Genomic DNA, 17,410 nt, shown 5'->3' with positions numbered 1-17,410 from the left:
AATTGTATGATAAGGTGAACAGGTATCGGTCTGAAAGTACAAAATGAGGAAAAGTACCTTTCAGTATCCCTTTCAACATCAAAAATTAAGCAATGTGGACTATTAGATTAAAGAGCTATAACAAATGATCCCACGTATATCGCAAGCACCGCAAGTTAGTGAACTCACAACAGAATTTCTTGATACTCTTCGAAAAAATGGCTTCACCGGTGATATCTCCAGCAGTTATGCTGACAGACTCACTATGGCAACAGATAATAGTATTTACCAGTTATTGCCACAGGCGGTGGTTTTTCCTCGCTCAACGGCTGACGTCACTATTGTTGCTCGCCTGGTTGATGAATCCAAATTTCACTCGCTTTCTTTGACACCGAGAGGTGGAGGTACCGGAACCAATGGGCAGGCATTGACTGATGGTATCGTGGTCGATTTATCTCGTTATATGAAACGAATTATCGAGATAAACCCAGAAGAACGCTGGGTTAAAGTTGAAGCAGGTGTAATAAAAGATGAACTAAACCTTTTTTTAAAACCCTATGGTTTCTTTTTTGCACCAGAACTTTCTACTAGTAACCGTGCCACATTAGGTGGGATGATTAATACGGATGCGTCAGGGCAAGGTTCTATGGTTTACGGTAAAACCTCTGACCACGTTCTTGGCGTTAGAGCTGTATTGCTAGGAGGAGAACTCCTTGAAACACGAGCCATGGATACTGCATTAGCCGAGAACATTGCACAAGAAAGCTCTGCTATCGGTAAAGTTTATCGAACGGTTTTATCCCGTTGCAAAGCGCAACGGAAACTTATTCTTGAAAAGTTCCCTAAATTGAATCGGTTTTTAACGGGTTACGATCTGCGCCATGTTTTTAGTGATGACATGAAACGTTTTGATTTAACACGGATCTTAACGGGGTCAGAAGGTACACTGGCGTTTATTACAGAAGCAACTTTAGATATTACACCTATCCCTAAACAGCGTAGTTTAGTCAATGTAAAATATGACTCTTTTGATTCTGCATTGCGTAATGCCCCTTTTTTAGTTAAAGCCAACGCACTTTCTGTTGAAACCGTTGATTCTAAAGTATTAAATCTTGCTCGTGAAGATATTGTGTGGCACTCCGTCAAAGAATTGATCACCGATATACCTAATAAAGATATGCAAGGGCTTAATATTGTTGAATTTGCGGGTGACGATGAAGTATTGATTCATTCTCAAGTCACATCATTATGCCAACGATTAGACTCATTAATGAAAGAAGGGCAAGGGGGAGTTATTGGTTATCAAGTGTGTCATGAGTTAGCGGATATTAACCGTATTTATGCCATGCGTAAAAAGGCTGTGGGTTTATTAGGTAATGCCAAAGGACAAGCCAAACCTATTCCTTTTGTGGAAGATACCTGTGTACCACCAGAACATCTGGCTGATTATATTACAGAGTTTAGGGCATTGCTCGATAGGCACCAGCTTCATTATGGCATGTTTGGCCACGTTGATGCAGGTGTATTGCACGTAAGACCTGCACTTGATATGTGCGATCCACAACAAGAATTATTGATGAAATCTATCTCAGATGACATTGTCACGTTAACCGCTAAATATGGCGGTTTGCTTTGGGGTGAACACGGGAAAGGCTTTAGAGCGCAATACAGCCCCGAATTTTTTGGTGAAACGCTCTATCACGAACTTCGTCAAATAAAAACGGTGTTCGATCCTCGAAATAGGCTTAATCCTGGAAAAATCTGCCCTCCGTTAGAGGTCGATGAACCAATGAAACAAGTCGATACTGTTAAACGAGGCACGTTTGATCGCACTATCCCTTTATCTGTCCGTCAAGATTTTAAAGGAGCTTTAGACTGTAATGGCAATGGGCTTTGTTTTAATTTTGATGCGAAGAGCCCTATGTGTCCTTCAATGAAAATTAGCGGACAACGCATTCATTCACCTAAAGGGCGAGCCACACTTGTACGAGAATGGTTACGATTATTAACCGAGCAAGGTGTTAGCCCAAAACAACTTGAATCTAGTTTTGAGAACAATAAATCTAGTTTAAGAAGTTTGATAGAGAAAACACGTAATACATGGAAAGCAAAACGCGGGGAATATGATTTTTCACATGAAGTGAAAGCAGCAATGAACGGTTGTTTGGCTTGTAAAGCGTGTTCGACTCAGTGCCCGATTAAAATTGATGTACCCTCGTTTCGTTCTAAGTTTACTGAACTTTATCACCAGCGCTATTTAAGGCCATTAAAAGATCATATTGTTGCGAATGTTGAGCTAACAACACCCATTATGGCTAAAGCGCCGGGGTTCTTTAACTTTTTTATGAAGCAACCATTGGTACAGTCATTGAGTAAACATACGATAGGCATGATTGATTTACCGTTGCTGTCATCGCCAACATTAAAACAGCTATTAGCTGGGCATCATGCTCTAGATATGACGTTAGAAGATTTAGAATGCTTATCGGATAAGCAACGGAGTCATTATGTGTTGGTGGTGCAAGATCCCTTTACCAGTTATTACGATGCAAAAGTGGTTGCAGATTTTATTAAACTAATTGAAAAGATTGGATTTAAACCTGTTTTACTGCCATTTTCCCCTAATGGTAAGGCACAACATATTAAAGGTTTTTTACAGAAATTTAGTAAAACAGCGCAAAAAACGTCAACTATGCTTAATCGGATTGCAAAACTAGGCATTCCAATGGTGGGCGTTGATCCCGCATTAGTACTTTGCTATCGCGATGAATATCGAGAAATACTGGGTGATAAGCGTGGTGATTTTAATGTTCAACTTGTTCATGAATGGTTAAGTAAATTAGTTTCTGAGCCAATATCAGTTCGTGATGATGCTGAAAAATGGTATCTTTTCGGACACTGTACAGAAGTGACAGCTCTACCACAAAGCATGAAACAGTGGCAGGCTATTTTTCAACGTTATGGGCAACAACTCGAATTTGTGAGTACGGGATGTTGTGGAATGGCGGGTACTTATGGACATGAACTGAACAATTATGAAAACTCGTTGGGTATTTACCAACTCTCATGGGGTAATGCATTAAAAACATTGCCAACAATGCGTTGTTTAAGCACCGGGTATTCATGTCGTAGCCAGGTAAAACGTATTGATAATATTGAGCTAAAACACCCATTACAAGCACTTTTGGAGATCATGCCATGATATGGAAACGTGAAACGACTATCGAGCATCTTAATCATATTGGGCAAAACAATATGATGAGCTATTTAGGTATTGAATTAACATGTCTTGGTGATGATTATCTTGAAGGTACCATGCCAGTTGATCATCGTACAAAACAACCTTTAGGGCTTTTACATGGTGGTGCTTCCGTTGTTTTAGCTGAAACACTGGGATCAGTTGCTGGGTATCTTTGTACTGAAGGCGAACAGAAAATTGTGGGTTTAGAAATTAATGCTAACCATATTCGTTCAGCCAGAGAAGGCAAGGTGAGAGGAGTATGTAAACCTATTCATTTAGGTCGTTCTCATCAAGTTTGGTCAATAGAAATATTTGATGATGAAAATCGTCAAGTATGTATTTCAAGATTAACCACATCGGTTATTTCTTAAGAAAGTAAAAAGTCAAACGCACAAAGTGAAATACTCGCTTTGTGCGTTTTTTGTATTTATAGGTAATGTGAAAAAAAAGAACAAAAATAGAGAACGAAAATAAAAATTATTCTTTATTTAAATTTTATTTTTAATGATAATCATTATCTTCATAATAAAAGAAAAGATGTTCACAATGTTAACTATTTCAAAATTCAACACCACAATATTATTAATCGCAGGTTTAGTACTCACCGGATGTGATAATAATTCTGCCTCTGAAACTAATAATATAAGTAATATTCCTGTACAAACTGTTTCTGGTTTTAATATGACGTATCCCACAGTATTTTCAATGAGCAGAGAAGATACTGAAAACTATTTTAAGATGTTGCCTGATAATGTGCAGGACGTTACAACAGAAATGATAGTTTATAAATCACAACCTATTTGTGATCTATCAGAGGTTCGTCTGGTTTATTTTAAAATGATCGATGCAATGACTTATGATGTTGATGCTGGCGCACAAGGCATCATTGATAATATTGCGGCAATAGATGGCATGAATGAAATTTTAACATCAATAAAACCATTAACGATTTCAAATGTTGAAAGTCGACATGTCCTTTTTGAAGGAAAATATGCAAAAGAGAATGTGAGCTATGAAGGTATTTTAGCGGCAGATCTTAAAACGAATCGAGTATGGCAACTGCAATTAATTAGTAATTTCAATAGCCAATCGAACAAACAAAAAAACATTCAAACTCTTGAATGTACAGACAAATATATTCAAACTATCACTATTAATAAATAACATCGAAGAGCACACAAACCAATAAGAGGTCATCACATAAGTGGTGCTATCTTATCCCTCATCAAAGCATAAAAATGAATGTGAGTAGGCTCAATAAGCTAGTTGTAAAAACACACTTTTATGCTTTTTTCTCTAAATTTCAGTGATAACATATAAAGTGTATTTATTTTGCAACTTATATGCGTATTGTGCGAAATATAAGAAAAATTAAAAGTTTTATTTTTTAGAATGAAAAAATATAAAAGTGTTATATTACATTGCGTTAACATATGTTGTTAACAAAATAAGTGCAAAAATAGAACAAAAAATACACATTTACAGAATATCCTTTCAAAAGACATGGTTGAAGTGATAAGGGTTATCATTACCATTAGTGTCAGGAAAGATATCAATCTCCTTTCGAAATGAGGTTAGTAATGACAAACAACGTTGAAACATTTTCTCTTAATGAGACTGCTTGGCAAGGTATTGTACTAACAGATAACGCAGCAAAACATATTTGTCATTTAGTTGAGAAAAATCCTGAAAAACAGGGGCTTTCCTTAAATATCAAACCCTCTGGTTGTACTGGGTATGGTTATGTTATTGAACTCGCTACAGGTCCCAGTGAAGACGACATTGTTTATGAACATAATGGCGCAAAATTGTTTGTTTCATTGAAAGCAATGCCATTCATCGATGGGCTTGTTGTTGATTATGTTCGTGAAGGACTTAATCAAATGTTTAAATTTAATAATCCTAAAGCTCAAAACGTCTGCGGATGTGGTGAGAGCTTTGGGGTATAACATAGTGAAGTTAGATTATGTCTCAGAGCAATGTTGAAATTGGTGATGAAGTTCAGGGATGGCTAAGTGATCATCACTATAAAGAAGGTTTTTATACCGATATCTCAACCGATGCCTTAGAAAAAGGGTTAAATGAAGCGGTTGTGCGTGCAATATCGGCAAAAAGAAATGAACCAGAATGGATGCTGGAATTTCGTTTAGATGCTTATCGCCATTGGTTAGAAATGGAAGAACCGCATTGGTTAAAAGCGGATTATCCAGCACTTAATTATCAGGATTATAGTTATTATTCAGCACCATCTTGTAGTTCATGTTGTGCTAATGGTAGTTGTGCTAGTGATACAAATGAAGCGGTGGCGGATGATAAACAAGTTGCACAAGATTATTTAACCAAAGAAGTCGAAGATGCCTTCAATCAACTAGGCGTGCCTGTAAGAGAAGGGCAAGCGGTTGCCGTTGATGCGATTTTTGACTCGGTTTCTGTTTCAACGACATATCGTGAAGAACTTGCTGAACATGGCATTATTTTCTGCTCATTTAGTGAAGCTATTCAAGAATATCCTGATTTAGTGCGCCAATATTTAGGGACTGTTGTTTCAAGTCATGATAACTATTTTGCCGCACTGAATGCCGCGGTCGCGTCTGATGGTACTTTTGTCTATATTCCCAAAGGGGTACGTTGCCCTATGGAGTTATCGACTTATTTCCGTATCAATGCGGCACAAACAGGTCAATTTGAACGAACTATTCTGGTCGCTGATGAAGGCAGTTATGTCAGTTATATCGAAGGTTGTTCAGCTCCCGTTCGCGACAGTTATCAACTTCACGCCGCTGTAGTTGAAGTCATTATCCATAAAGATGCCGAAGTAAAATATTCTACGGTACAAAACTGGTTCTCTGGTGGCGATAGTGAAGGGGGGATCCTTAACTTTGTGACTAAGCGTGCTATCTGCGAAGGTGAAAACGCCAAAATGTCATGGACGCAATCAGAAACAGGTTCTGCAATCACATGGAAATACCCAAGTGTAATTTTAAAAGGGGATAATTCTACTGCTGAATTTTTCTCGGTTGCCTTAACTAACGGTAATCAACAAGCAGATACCGGCACTAAAATGATCCATATTGGTAAAAATACCAAATCAACCATTATCTCTAAAGGTATCTCAGCGGGTAAAAGTCAAAATAGTTACCGTGGACTTGTAAAAGTGCTCCCTGGTGCTAAAAATGCCCGTAACTTCACACAATGTGATTCCATGTTAATTGGTACGCAGTGTGGTGCACATACCTTCCCATATGTTGAGGTAATGAATAACTCTGCCCAGCTTGAACACGAAGCGACAACGTCACGCATTGGTGAAGATCAACTGTTTTATTGTCGTCAGCGTGGATTAAGTGAAGATGATGCAATCTCAATGATTGTAAACGGATTTTGTAAAGATGTATTCTCAGAATTACCGCTGGAATTTGCTGTAGAAGCACAAAAATTATTAGCAATCAGCTTAGAACATAGCGTTGGTTAAGCATTAACCAAATTCTGGGTATAAAGATACCGAAGGCATATATTATGTTAGATATTAAAAATTTACATGTCAGTGTTGAAGGCAATAAAATCCTCAAAGGACTAGATTTGCAAGTGCGTGCAGGTGAGGTTCATGCGATTATGGGACCCAATGGTTCAGGTAAAAGCACCTTATCAGCAACACTTGCTGGCCGTGAAGAATATGAAGTCGATGAAGGTTCTATCACTTTTAAAAATAAAGATTTATTAGAGTTAGAACCTGAAGATCGTGCGGGTGAAGGTATTTTTATGGCGTTTCAATACCCTGTTGAAATTCCCGGTGTTAGCAATCAGTTTTTCTTGCAATCTTCAGTGAATGCGGTAAGAGAATATCGTGGGCAAGAACCATTAGATCGCTTTGATTTTGAAGATTTTATTGAAGATAAAATCAAGTTGCTGGATATGCCACAAGATTTATTAACACGCTCAGTCAATGTGGGATTTTCTGGTGGTGAGAAAAAACGTAACGATATTTTGCAAATGGCTGCGTTAGAGCCTGAACTATGTATTTTAGATGAAACCGACTCAGGCCTTGATATCGACGCATTAAAAATCGTGTCTCAAGGTGTTAACAGCCTGCGTGATGGTAAACGTGCATTTATCGTTGTAACACACTACCAACGTATTCTTGATTATATTAAACCTGATTTTGTGCATGTGCTTTATCAGGGAAAAATCATTAAATCAGGTGATTTTTCATTGGCGCAAAAATTGGAGGAACAAGGTTATGGCTGGCTTATTGACCCTCAATGAAAAGCGTGAAAAACAGCGTCAAGTTGAACAGCGTAATCAACAAGCATTAAAAGTATTTTCGTCTTTATATCATCAACGTAAAGGTGACGATAATCTCAACGCTCGTAATCATTGGTTGCAAGTTGAGAAAATAGGTTTCCCTGCTTATCGCCATGAAGATTGGCATTATACGCCTTTAGAAGAAACGCTAAGCCAACGCTATCAACAGTTGCCACCTTTTGAGGTGCAAAGTTTAATAGCTAAACACGCATTATCTTTTGATTGCTACCGTATTGTTATGGTGAATGGTACATTTTCACCAATAGAAAGCAGTAAAGATTTTGGTCCTTATCAAGTCACTTTACTTGATAACCAAAGTGAATTACCTAAAGCGGTAAATAGTGAAATCTTCCTGCATTTAGTTGAAAGTTTAGCGCCACATCCTTTGCTTATTACCCTGAAAAACGGTGTTATTGCGGATAAACCGCTTTATATCCTCAATATTACTCAGGGGGATCAAAGTGCTGAGGTAAATAGTGCAAATTATCGTTTTCATCTTGATGTTGGTGCAAATACCCAGATGCAAGTGGTAGAGCACTATATTAGCAGTGAGAGTGAAAACCGTCATTTTACAGGAGCAAGATTAACGGCAACGATCGGCGATAATGCCTCTTTTAACCATATCAAATTAAGTTTTGAAAATGCAGAAAGTCAGCACTTTGCACACAACGATCTCACAATAGGTCGTGATGCTCGAGTTAATAGTTATGCTTTCTTATTGGGGGCTAAACTTAGTCGTCATCATACTAGCTCTGCGCTAAAAGGTGAAAATACAGCGCTTTCGATGAATAGTGTTGTATTACCTAAAGCCGATGAAATTGCTGATACCCGTACATGGTTGGTTCATGGTGAGAAAAATTGCCAAAGTCGCCAACTGCATAAAAGCATTGCAATGGATGCAGGAAAAGCCGTATTTAACGGGATGATCACGGTAACACCTCAAGCATTAAAAACAGATGGTCAAATGACTAATAACAATCTGTTGCTGGGCGAAAAAGCACAAATCGATACTAAACCTCAACTTGAAATTTATGCTGATGATGTGAAATGTAGCCATGGTGCTACTGTAGGTCGAATTGATGATGAACAGTTGTTCTATCTGCGCTCGCGTGGCATTTCTTTAAGTGATGCCCGTAAAATGATCATTCATGCGTTTGCGGCCGAATTAACTGAATCACTAGAAAATAGCGTGATTAAATCCCTTGTATTAGACAGGATTAATCAGCGCTTATTAGAGGTGTAAAATAAGGCATTATGACGCATTCCATTGAAAAAGCGCGAGATGATTTTCCAATTCTTTCACAACAAGTGAAAGGAAAACCTTTGGTTTATCTCGATAGTGCCGCAAGTGCTCAGAAACCGGCTTGCGTCATTGAACATGAAAAACAATTTGCCTTAACACAATATGCCGCGGTTCACCGTGGCATTCACACATTAAGTGCAAATGCGACAACGTTAGTTGAAAATGTCCGTAAAAAAGCCTGTGATTTTTTAGGTGCCAATAGTGAAGAAGAGATAGTCTTTGTTAAAGGCACAACGGAAGGGATCAACCTAATTGCGAACGTTTATAGTCAACGATTTTTGAATGATGGTGATAATATCATCATCACAGAAATGGAACATCACGCAAATATTGTTCCGTGGTATATGTTAGCAAAACAGTATGGCTTTAATGTTCGTGTGTTACCGTTGTTGCAAGACGGCACGCTCGATTTTGCTCAATTGCCTCACTTAATTGATGAGCGAACCAAATTACTCAGCCTAACTCATCAATCAAATGTATTGGGCACAGTGAATCCAGTCGCTCAAATTATTCGTGATGCTCGTCAATATGCAATTGAGCAAGGTGGTGAATTACATATATTGCTTGATGGTGCGCAAAGTGCAATGCATCAATCCATCAATGTTTCACAACTTGATTGTGACTTCTTTGTTTGTAGTGGACATAAACTTTATGGGCCCACAGGAATTGGCTTGTTATACGGTAAAAAAGCCGTACTCGATGAATTACCACCTTGGGAAGGTGGTGGTGCAATGATAAAACATGTCCATATCAATGGTGATATTACCTATGCGGATGCGCCTTGGCGTTTTGAAGCAGGTACGCCTAACATTATGGGGATGATTGGCTTAGGTGCAGCATTAGATTATCTTTCAAATTTGGGCATGAAAAATATTGCGGAATATGAAAATAGTATAATGGAGTATGCACAAGAGCAGCTACAAAAAGTGAAGTCCTTAACGCTATATGGCAATGATTCTCGCCAAGGTGTAATAGCCTTTAATTTAGGGAAACATCACGCTTATGATGTGGGGGCTTTTCTTGATAATTATGGTATTGCTATCCGTACTGGGCATCATTGTGCTATGCCAATTATGGATTATTATCAGGTTCCTGCAATGTGTCGCGCATCTCTAGGGTTATATACCAATAAAAATGATATAGATGCACTGGTTAATGCGCTATTGCGTGTCGAAATGCTATTAGATTAAAGATTAAAACAAAGAGGTTATTCATGGCAGTTGCTAATTTGCCAGATGAAGCAAAATTATTACGTAATTTCTCTCGTTGTCAGGATTGGGAACAACGTTATCTTTATATGATGGAGCTAGGTGAGCGCCTTCCTCCTTTAACAGATGAACAACGTATTTCAGCTAATTTTATTGAAGGTTGTCAAAGCCAAGTTTGGATTGCAGTTTCTCTTAATGAGAATAAGCAACTTATTCTTGCTGGTGATAGCGATGCTGGCATTGTTAAAGGGTTAGTTGCTTTGGTTATTATCCTATTTCAAGGTAAAACAATCGAGCAAGCGTTAGCAACAGATGTAAAACATTATTTCTCATCCTTAGCACTGGATAGTCACTTAACGCCTTCTCGAACACAAGGTTTACATGCGATGGTAACAACGTTGATTAAGCGTTTTTCAGAATACGCTGTCGCGTAAATATTACCTGGATCCTGATTAATGATCTAAACTGACTGATATATGAATAACATAACAATGATAATGTTATCATCATAATAGTCAGTTTATTTTATTTATAACACACGGGATAAACGATGAAAAAATGGTTAACTTTCTTGGGTGCATCGCTACTAGGGATGAGTAGTCACTTATCTTATGCGACAGAATATCTACTACCTGCTGATGGCCAGCGTATTATTGGTGAAAATTTTTCATATATAGTTCCCGATGATAAACGCTCATTAGAGGCTATTGCGTCCGAATACCAAGTGGGATTGCTCAATATGATGGAAGCGAATCCTGGTATTGATCCTCTTTTGCCTGATGCAGGTAAAACCTTAACAATCCCATTGCAGATGATTTTGCCTGATACCATACATAAAGGCATTGTTATTAATCTTGCTGAACTGCGCCTTTATTATTATCCAAAAGAGGGTGGAACCGTTGATGTTTACCCGATTGGAATTGGCCAATTAGGGCGAGAAACACCTGAGATGGTGACATCGATTTCTCAATTAATTAAAGATCCCACTTGGACACCAACGGCTAATATTCGTAAAAATTATGCGGCAAAAGGGATAACATTGCCTGCTGTTGTTCCTGCTGGTCCTGAAAACCCTATGGGGGCTTATGCATTAAGGTTGGCGCATAGTCGAGGCGAATACCTTATTCATGGAACTAACGCTGATTTTGGTATTGGTTTAAGAGTGAGCTCAGGCTGTATCCGTTTACGCCCAAATGATATTGAGACCTTATTTAACGTGGTACCTAAAGGGAGTCGAGTCCAGGTTATCAATAAACCGATTAAATTTACTGAAACCGCAGACGGTAGACAGTTTATTGAAGTTCATCAGCCACTATCACGTAATGAAGATGACGATCCGCAAACCATGCCTCTTACATTCACAAAGCAATTTAATGCTTGGTATGAGAGTGACAAGGTTAATAAAGATAAAGCTGATGCAGAGCTTATTCGACGCTCGGGTATTCCGGTAGAGGTTACTGCTTACTAGTCAGTGAGGATGATACTATTAAAAACAAAACAGGTGCTTTAGGCGGCTGTTTTGTTTTAGGTTTCAAAAAAATAAAAAAAGACTTCTTTATAAAATCAATAGTGCTAAAAATACCTTACCATCAAAATGTTTTCTATTGATAATAAGGGAGTTTAATGAAAGTTTCAGTTAATAATGAACACATAATAAAAGAAAATCGTAATATCACTCCTAGCATTGGAGATGGTTTAAGTGGACTATTTAATAATTTATCTCAGGTGAAAAATAGCTGTAAAGCGTTTTTAATTGGAGATGAAAAGCTAAAAAGTAAAAATATTCAATCAATGTGCGATGAGATCCTTCAACGATTCATTCCCAAAGAGGGAACTAGGGAATATGAGTTAATTGAAATAGAGGCTTTGCCGGATATGGCTAGTTCTAGAATATCCTACACAAAATCTTCAAAATCAGTGACAGAGCTGTTTAATATCCTAGAAAATGAACTCAAAAAAATAAGTGGTATGGATTATACTGTGCTGACATTAGCTCAAAAAAAATATGTTAATAAAATTATAGATACATTTAAGGAATTATTTATTCAAGCTAATAAAAATATCAAAGTTGGCTCAAGCCTAGCAACGAATTATAATTTAATTGCTCATATAAAAGCCCTTAATACCGATAAATTTACCAATAAGCAATAACCTTATAAAAACCAAAGCCCTAACATAATGTTAGGGCTTTGCTATTAATGCTGACCTAAAGCGTTTTAGCTTATAGGCTGGTGGTGAGTCAACTTACTTTTTATAAGTAGTAACTTGGTTATCTAAACGCTGATTTGCACGAGCTGCTTCGTCGTAAGCTGATTTCGCTTCAGCACGAGCAGATTGTACATCACTACTTAGTTGTTGAACTTGAGAATTCAGGCTACTTACATCAGAAGAGATTTGATCTAACTGTGCATTATTACTAGAAGAACAACCTGCTAATAAGCCTGAAGCCAGAATTACTGCACCTAGTACAAGTTTCGCTTTCATAGTTACAACCTCTATTATTAATTTGTGTAAAGGAACAAGTAGCATTTATATGAAGCCATTAATAAGTATGGCACAGATATAAGAAAATGCTGGATTTATTTACCATACTCTACTTACTCATTAACTGAACAATAGAAAAAATAACACCTAAAAGGCAAATATTCAGTACAAAAAATGCGTGTTATTTCACAAAAGATTTTTATTCATAAAAGTCTGATAGAAAAACATTTTATCTGTACTGTTTTATTCTTGCTCATGTTTATAGCTATAAATCACCTTCTAAATTTACTTTTATGAAAACGGGCTCTGCTTCATTTTTAAATGCTTCAAGCGTAAATTTTCGGAAGTTGAGATTGTTATACCCTCTAAAAAAGAGTATTCCTCGTTCTAAATCGGTGAGCGTTGTCCACACTGAAAATTCACTGGTATGAAGCGCTTTCAACGTGTCATGGCCTAGTAATGGATCGATTGTGGAATTTTTAGGGCGATCGAAACGGTTCATGATATGAGCTAATTCAACAAGTTGTGTGTCTGGATCAGCAACTTGGTGATAATATGTTGTATAGTAAACCGCACGAATAAATCTATCGACAGAAGTATCAGAGCTTGGTAAGGAAGCTAAAGCAATCCCACTATCTGGTTGTTTGACCTTTATATTTCCCAATGTGTTGGTGGAAATATTAACATTAGAAAGGTGAGTATAATTATTTAAGTTAGTAAGATGCCATGGAAATATTGGACCATTGGTCATGCAATAAGTTGGATTATCATAAATATGCAATGTGCCTTTTGAAATCTCAACAACAATGCACGCTCCCGTTTTATCATAAAAAGCGTAATGGAAAGGGCTGGGCAAATTGCGTAAAAGTAATAGTTTTTGTGACCAAAAAGCTGTTTTCGGAATGGCTTGTCTTAACTCTTCAACGGTTGCATATTGTGCTAAAGCCCATTCACCGATTGCCGCAATAGGTACGGACGTTGCGTAATCTTGCGGAGGAATATCATCTAGCTTTGAATCAGGAAGCATATTCAAGCTAAAAGAGAGCCCTTGTGTATTGACTCCCTCAAGCACGTCTTTTGTTCCTTCTAAATTAATTGGTGCTGTAATGGCGATAAAAGGGTATTTGACGGCATATTTTAATCCTGGTGTACCATCAGGAGCATTTTGTTGGAATGTGTGAGCTTTAGGATAATATGCAAATATTGAAGCAGGTTTATCTGCTGAAAACTCCATTGTTCTACCGTGATAAATGCGATTTTTCTTATCTTTAATCGCGAGCGTGGTACAAGCGAATACTCGATTATCAATGTTATTTTCTGGCATAGTTTATTCCTAATAAATTAATTCAGTATGTATGATACAAATGAGATCCATGTATAAATACAGTTATAATACAGATTATTGATTACAGCCATTTCCATAAAATATTTTTTTAATATATTGTCACTTTTATATTTAACCAAACATCAATATCTTAGGAAAAATAGGTAAATACAAAATGAATCTTTTTGGCTCAGTAAGGTGAGTTTTTTTATTATGTAAATGTTTTTTTTATGATAATGAAGTGTTTTTGTGTTGATTTTTAATATCAATAATTTTCATTATGGTAACATATTGTACCAAAAAATGATTTAAATTGAAACAAAGTATCATGTGAATTATCAGATCTAAAATTAAATTTGAATTTCATTTCTCACTTTTTATATTGTTGACTATCTTTAATAAATAAGCGTTACACCTATTCATTTCTTATTATATTTATTTTAGTAGGGTATTAATATGAAAAACAAATCATCAAATTATAATGAACTAGATGATATATATGCATCTCTCAACCTTTCTCAATCCTTACCTAAAACAAAAATCCCGCAGAAAGAAAATAATCCACGTAACGTTTTTAATGCTGTCCGTGATGAATTAATGTTAGATGGCAACTCAAGACAAAATTTAGCGACATTTTGCCAAACTTGGGTTGACGATGAAATACGCGATTTAATGGATCTTTCTATTGATAAAAATATGATAGATAAAGATGAATATCCGCAAACAGCTGAAATTGAAAATCGTTGTGTTCATATGTTAGCTGATTTGTGGTCTTCGCCTGATGCATTAAATACGCTAGGTTGTTCTACTATTGGTTCATCAGAAGCTGCAATGTTAGGTGGTCTAGCATTAAAATGGCAATGGCGTAAAAAACGTATTGCACAAGGAAAACCAACAGATAAACCGAACTTGATTTGTGGTCCTGTTCAAATTTGTTGGCATAAATTCGCTCGTTATTTTGATGTGGAATTAAGAGAGATCCCTTTAGAGGGAGATCGTTTAATGATGAGTCCAGAAGAGGTCATTAAACGTGTGGATGAAAATACTATTGGGGTTGTACCAACTTTAGGAGTTACTTTTACCTGTACCTATGAGCCTGTTAAAGCGGTTCATGACGCATTAGATAAACTGCAAAAAGAAACAGGTTTAGATATACCAATTCACGTTGATGGCGCAAGTGGTGGCTTTTTGGCTCCTTTTTGTGCACCCGATATTGAATGGGATTTCCGTTTACCACGAGTAAAATCTATTAATGCTTCAGGGCATAAATTTGGTTTGGCGCCATTAGGTGCAGGTTGGGTTGTTTGGCGTGAAGCAAAAGATCTGCCTGAAGAGCTTATCTTTAATGTGAACTACTTAGGCGGTAACATGCCTACTTTTGCGCTGAATTTCTCACGCCCTGGCGGGCAAATTATTGCTCAATACTATAACTTCTTACGTTTAGGCCGAGAAGGTTATACAAAAATTCATAACGCTTGCTACTCAACAGCACAATATTTAGCAAGGGAAATTGAAAAGTTAGGTCCTTTTGAAATGATATTTAGTGGTGATTGTAAAGAAGGTATCCCAGCATTAGCATGGAAACTAAAAAAAGACGCTAAAGTCACTTATTCTTTATACGATATTGCAGATAAATTACGTAGTCGCGGTTGGCAAGTTCCTGCTTATTCCATGCCTGCCAATCGTGAAGATTTAGTGATCCAACGTATTTTAGTTCGTCATGGTGTCAGCCTAGATCTTGCCTCATTATTAATTGATGATTTCAAACGTACGCTAGAATACTTTGATAAACACCCGGTAAGCAATCCTTTATCAGCAGAAGATGGTAGTGGTTTTAACCATAGTTAATTCTGTTCATTTTGAGGTTGAGGATCGTTATCCATTCTCAACCTCCTTCTAGATAATAATTACAGTGTAATTATTTTTCTGAATAAATTTCAGGAGGATTGTATGGTTACATCATCAACAAACTCAGCACCCAAACAACTTACATTAGTCGGTTTTTTTGCTATTACCGCTTCGATGGTAATGGCGGTATATGAATATCCAACTTTTGCAACATCTGGTTTTAGTCTTGTTTTCTTCTTACTTTTAGGTGGATTATTATGGTTTATTCCTGTTGCATTATGTGCAGCTGAAATGGCGACAGTAGAAGGTTGGCAAGAAGGAGGGGTATTCGCTTGGGTATCAAATACATTAGGTGAGCGTTGGGGATTTGCAGCTATTTCTTTTGGTTATCTGCAAATTGCTATTGGGTTTATTCCGATGCTTTACTTCGTATTAGGTGCACTTTCTTATATTCTTAATTGGCCTGAATTAAATACCGATCCAGTAATTAAAACCGTTGCAGCTTTAATCATTCTTTGGGTATTAGCATTTACCCAATTTGGCGGCACCAAATACACGGCATCTATTGCCAAACTTGGTTTTTTTGCTGGCATTTTATTACCTGCTTTAATTTTAATTATTTTAGCTGTCAGTTATTTGATGAGCGGAGCGCCATTAGCGATTGAAATAAGCACAAAAACTTTTTTCCCTGATTTTACCCAAATAGGGACATTAGTTGTTTTTGTTGCGTTCATTTTAAGCTATATGGGCGTAGAAGCTTCAGCAACCCATGTTAACGAGATGAAAAACCCGGGACGAGATTATCCAATTGCCATGTTCTTACTAATGATAGTGGCGATTTGTTTAAGTTCTATTGGGGGATTATCTGTTGCTGCGGTGATACCTAATAATGAAATTAACTTATCAGCAGGTGTCGTACAAACGTTCAGTGTTTTAGTCTCTCACTTCAGTAATACACTTGATTGGGCCGTTAGGATTATTGCTGCTTTATTATTGTTAGGGGTATTAGCAGAGATAGCGTCTTGGATTGTAGGACCTTCTCGAGGTATGTATGTTGCTGCTGAAAAAGGTATTTTACCGAAGTCGTTAGCGAAGGTGAATAAAAATGGGGTACCTGTTGCTTTAGTGATTTCTCAATTATTGATAACAAGTATTGCGATCATTATTCTGACTAATACCGGTGGTGGCGGTAATATGTCGTTCTTAATTGCTTTAGCCTTAACGGTCGTTATTTATCTGTGTAGTTATTTCATGCTTTTCTTAGGTTATATGCAACTTACTTGTAAACAAGCCGATAAAAAGCGAGCGTTTCGTATTCCTGGTGGTAAAAACGTTAAACTTCTTGTTGCAATGGCGGGTTTATTGCTCTCTATTATTGCGTTTGTGGTTTCTTTTTTCCCACCAAGCTCTTTACCGAACTCAAAAAGTGATGAAACTTACGTTACGTTGCTGATAGTCGGCTTTCTTATTATCTTTGCTTTACCATTTATTGTTTATGCGTGTCGTTCTAAACAAGGTAAACCAGCTAACAATATATCTTTAGTTCATATCAAAAGTCACAATGCACCAGCAGGGCATTTTTTTATTCATCCTCGTGCTCGTGCAACACATTATTTATTATTAAAAAATAGGGAAGAGACAGATAAGAATAACGTGTAACCAAAAAATAATAGGCAAAGGGAATTGCCATTAATCAATAATGCATTAAAAAAACACCACTTCAA

The 17,410-nt window shown here is 37.1% G+C and carries 15 protein-coding genes; 13 read left to right on the top strand and 2 right to left on the bottom strand.

The features are described 5' to 3' along the window. Window positions 1-124: 124 nt before the first annotated feature. From ydiJ to GWI97_RS04785, 11 genes are all read left to right on the top strand, one after another. The gene (gene ydiJ, locus GWI97_RS04835) at window positions 125-3,181 is read left to right on the top strand and encodes a D-2-hydroxyglutarate dehydrogenase YdiJ (RefSeq protein ID WP_087802525.1); all 3,057 of its coding nucleotides are present in this window, start codon (window positions 125-127) and stop codon (window positions 3,179-3,181) included. Next, window positions 3,178-3,591, top strand: coding sequence for a 1,4-dihydroxy-2-naphthoyl-CoA hydrolase (gene menI / locus GWI97_RS04830; protein WP_036937311.1), 414 nt, complete (start codon window positions 3,178-3,180; stop codon window positions 3,589-3,591). Before ydiJ ends, menI begins: the two co-directional genes overlap by 4 nt. Before the next feature lie 175 nt (window positions 3,592-3,766). Continuing rightward, the gene (locus GWI97_RS04825) at window positions 3,767-4,384 is read left to right on the top strand and encodes a hypothetical protein (RefSeq protein WP_161751860.1); all 618 of its coding nucleotides are present in this window, start codon (window positions 3,767-3,769) and stop codon (window positions 4,382-4,384) included. A 416-nt stretch (window positions 4,385-4,800) separates the two neighbouring features. After that, window positions 4,801-5,169: a Fe-S cluster assembly scaffold SufA gene (sufA, locus tag GWI97_RS04820; RefSeq protein ID WP_036937298.1), complete on the top strand. Its 369-nt coding sequence runs from the start codon at window positions 4,801-4,803 to the stop codon at window positions 5,167-5,169. Window positions 5,170-5,186: 17 nt separating this feature from the next. Next, window positions 5,187-6,689: a Fe-S cluster assembly protein SufB gene (gene sufB / locus GWI97_RS04815; RefSeq protein WP_036937296.1), complete on the top strand. Its 1,503-nt coding sequence runs from the start codon at window positions 5,187-5,189 to the stop codon at window positions 6,687-6,689. 44 nt (window positions 6,690-6,733) lie between these two features. Further along, a complete protein-coding gene (gene sufC, locus GWI97_RS04810) occupies window positions 6,734-7,480 on the top strand; it encodes a Fe-S cluster assembly ATPase SufC (RefSeq protein WP_161751859.1) in 747 nt (248 codons plus the stop codon). Beyond that, window positions 7,455-8,762, top strand: a complete 1,308-nt coding sequence (sufD, locus tag GWI97_RS04805) for a Fe-S cluster assembly protein SufD (RefSeq protein WP_036937292.1) — start codon at window positions 7,455-7,457, stop codon at window positions 8,760-8,762. Before sufC ends, sufD begins: the two co-directional genes overlap by 26 nt. 11 nt (window positions 8,763-8,773) lie before the next feature. Beyond that, the gene (gene sufS, locus GWI97_RS04800; RefSeq protein WP_036937289.1) at window positions 8,774-10,012 is read left to right on the top strand and encodes a cysteine desulfurase SufS; all 1,239 of its coding nucleotides are present in this window, start codon (window positions 8,774-8,776) and stop codon (window positions 10,010-10,012) included. Window positions 10,013-10,035: 23 nt separating this feature from the next. After that, window positions 10,036-10,464, top strand: coding sequence for a cysteine desulfuration protein SufE (sufE, locus tag GWI97_RS04795; RefSeq protein WP_036937287.1), 429 nt, complete (start codon window positions 10,036-10,038; stop codon window positions 10,462-10,464). A 116-nt stretch (window positions 10,465-10,580) separates the two neighbouring features. Then, on the top strand, window positions 10,581-11,498 hold the full coding sequence (locus GWI97_RS04790; RefSeq protein ID WP_161751858.1) for a L,D-transpeptidase family protein: 918 nt from the start codon (window positions 10,581-10,583) through the stop codon (window positions 11,496-11,498). Window positions 11,499-11,653: 155 nt separating this feature from the next. Further along, window positions 11,654-12,181, top strand: a complete 528-nt coding sequence (locus GWI97_RS04785; protein WP_036937282.1) for a hypothetical protein — start codon at window positions 11,654-11,656, stop codon at window positions 12,179-12,181. 93 nt (window positions 12,182-12,274) lie between these two features. Here GWI97_RS04785 and GWI97_RS04780 read toward each other — a convergent pair whose 3' ends face one another. Both GWI97_RS04780 and GWI97_RS04775 read right to left on the bottom strand, forming a co-directional pair. After that, on the bottom strand, window positions 12,275-12,514 hold the full coding sequence (locus GWI97_RS04780; protein WP_036937280.1) for a major outer membrane lipoprotein: 240 nt from the start codon (window positions 12,512-12,514) through the stop codon (window positions 12,275-12,277). A 265-nt stretch (window positions 12,515-12,779) separates the two neighbouring features. Continuing rightward, window positions 12,780-13,838 (bottom strand): linear amide C-N hydrolase, encoded by a 1,059-nt coding sequence (locus GWI97_RS04775; protein WP_161751857.1) that lies wholly within the window; start codon window positions 13,836-13,838, stop codon window positions 12,780-12,782. A gap of 456 nt (window positions 13,839-14,294) precedes the next feature. Between GWI97_RS04775 and GWI97_RS04770 the strand changes: the two genes are divergently transcribed. Further along, window positions 14,295-15,686, top strand: coding sequence for a glutamate decarboxylase (locus GWI97_RS04770; RefSeq protein ID WP_036937275.1), 1,392 nt, complete (start codon window positions 14,295-14,297; stop codon window positions 15,684-15,686). A 102-nt stretch (window positions 15,687-15,788) separates the two neighbouring features. Beyond that, window positions 15,789-17,345: a glutamate:gamma-aminobutyrate antiporter gene (gene gadC / locus GWI97_RS04765; protein WP_036937273.1), complete on the top strand. Its 1,557-nt coding sequence runs from the start codon at window positions 15,789-15,791 to the stop codon at window positions 17,343-17,345. Window positions 17,346-17,410: the final 65 nt, after the last annotated feature.

The organism is Proteus sp. G2300 (genome assembly GCF_009915965.1).
Taxonomy (GTDB): domain Bacteria; phylum Pseudomonadota; class Gammaproteobacteria; order Enterobacterales; family Enterobacteriaceae; genus Proteus; species Proteus vulgaris.
Note: the sequence above shows the minus strand (reverse complement) of the source record. Positions and strands in the feature narration are given on the sequence as shown.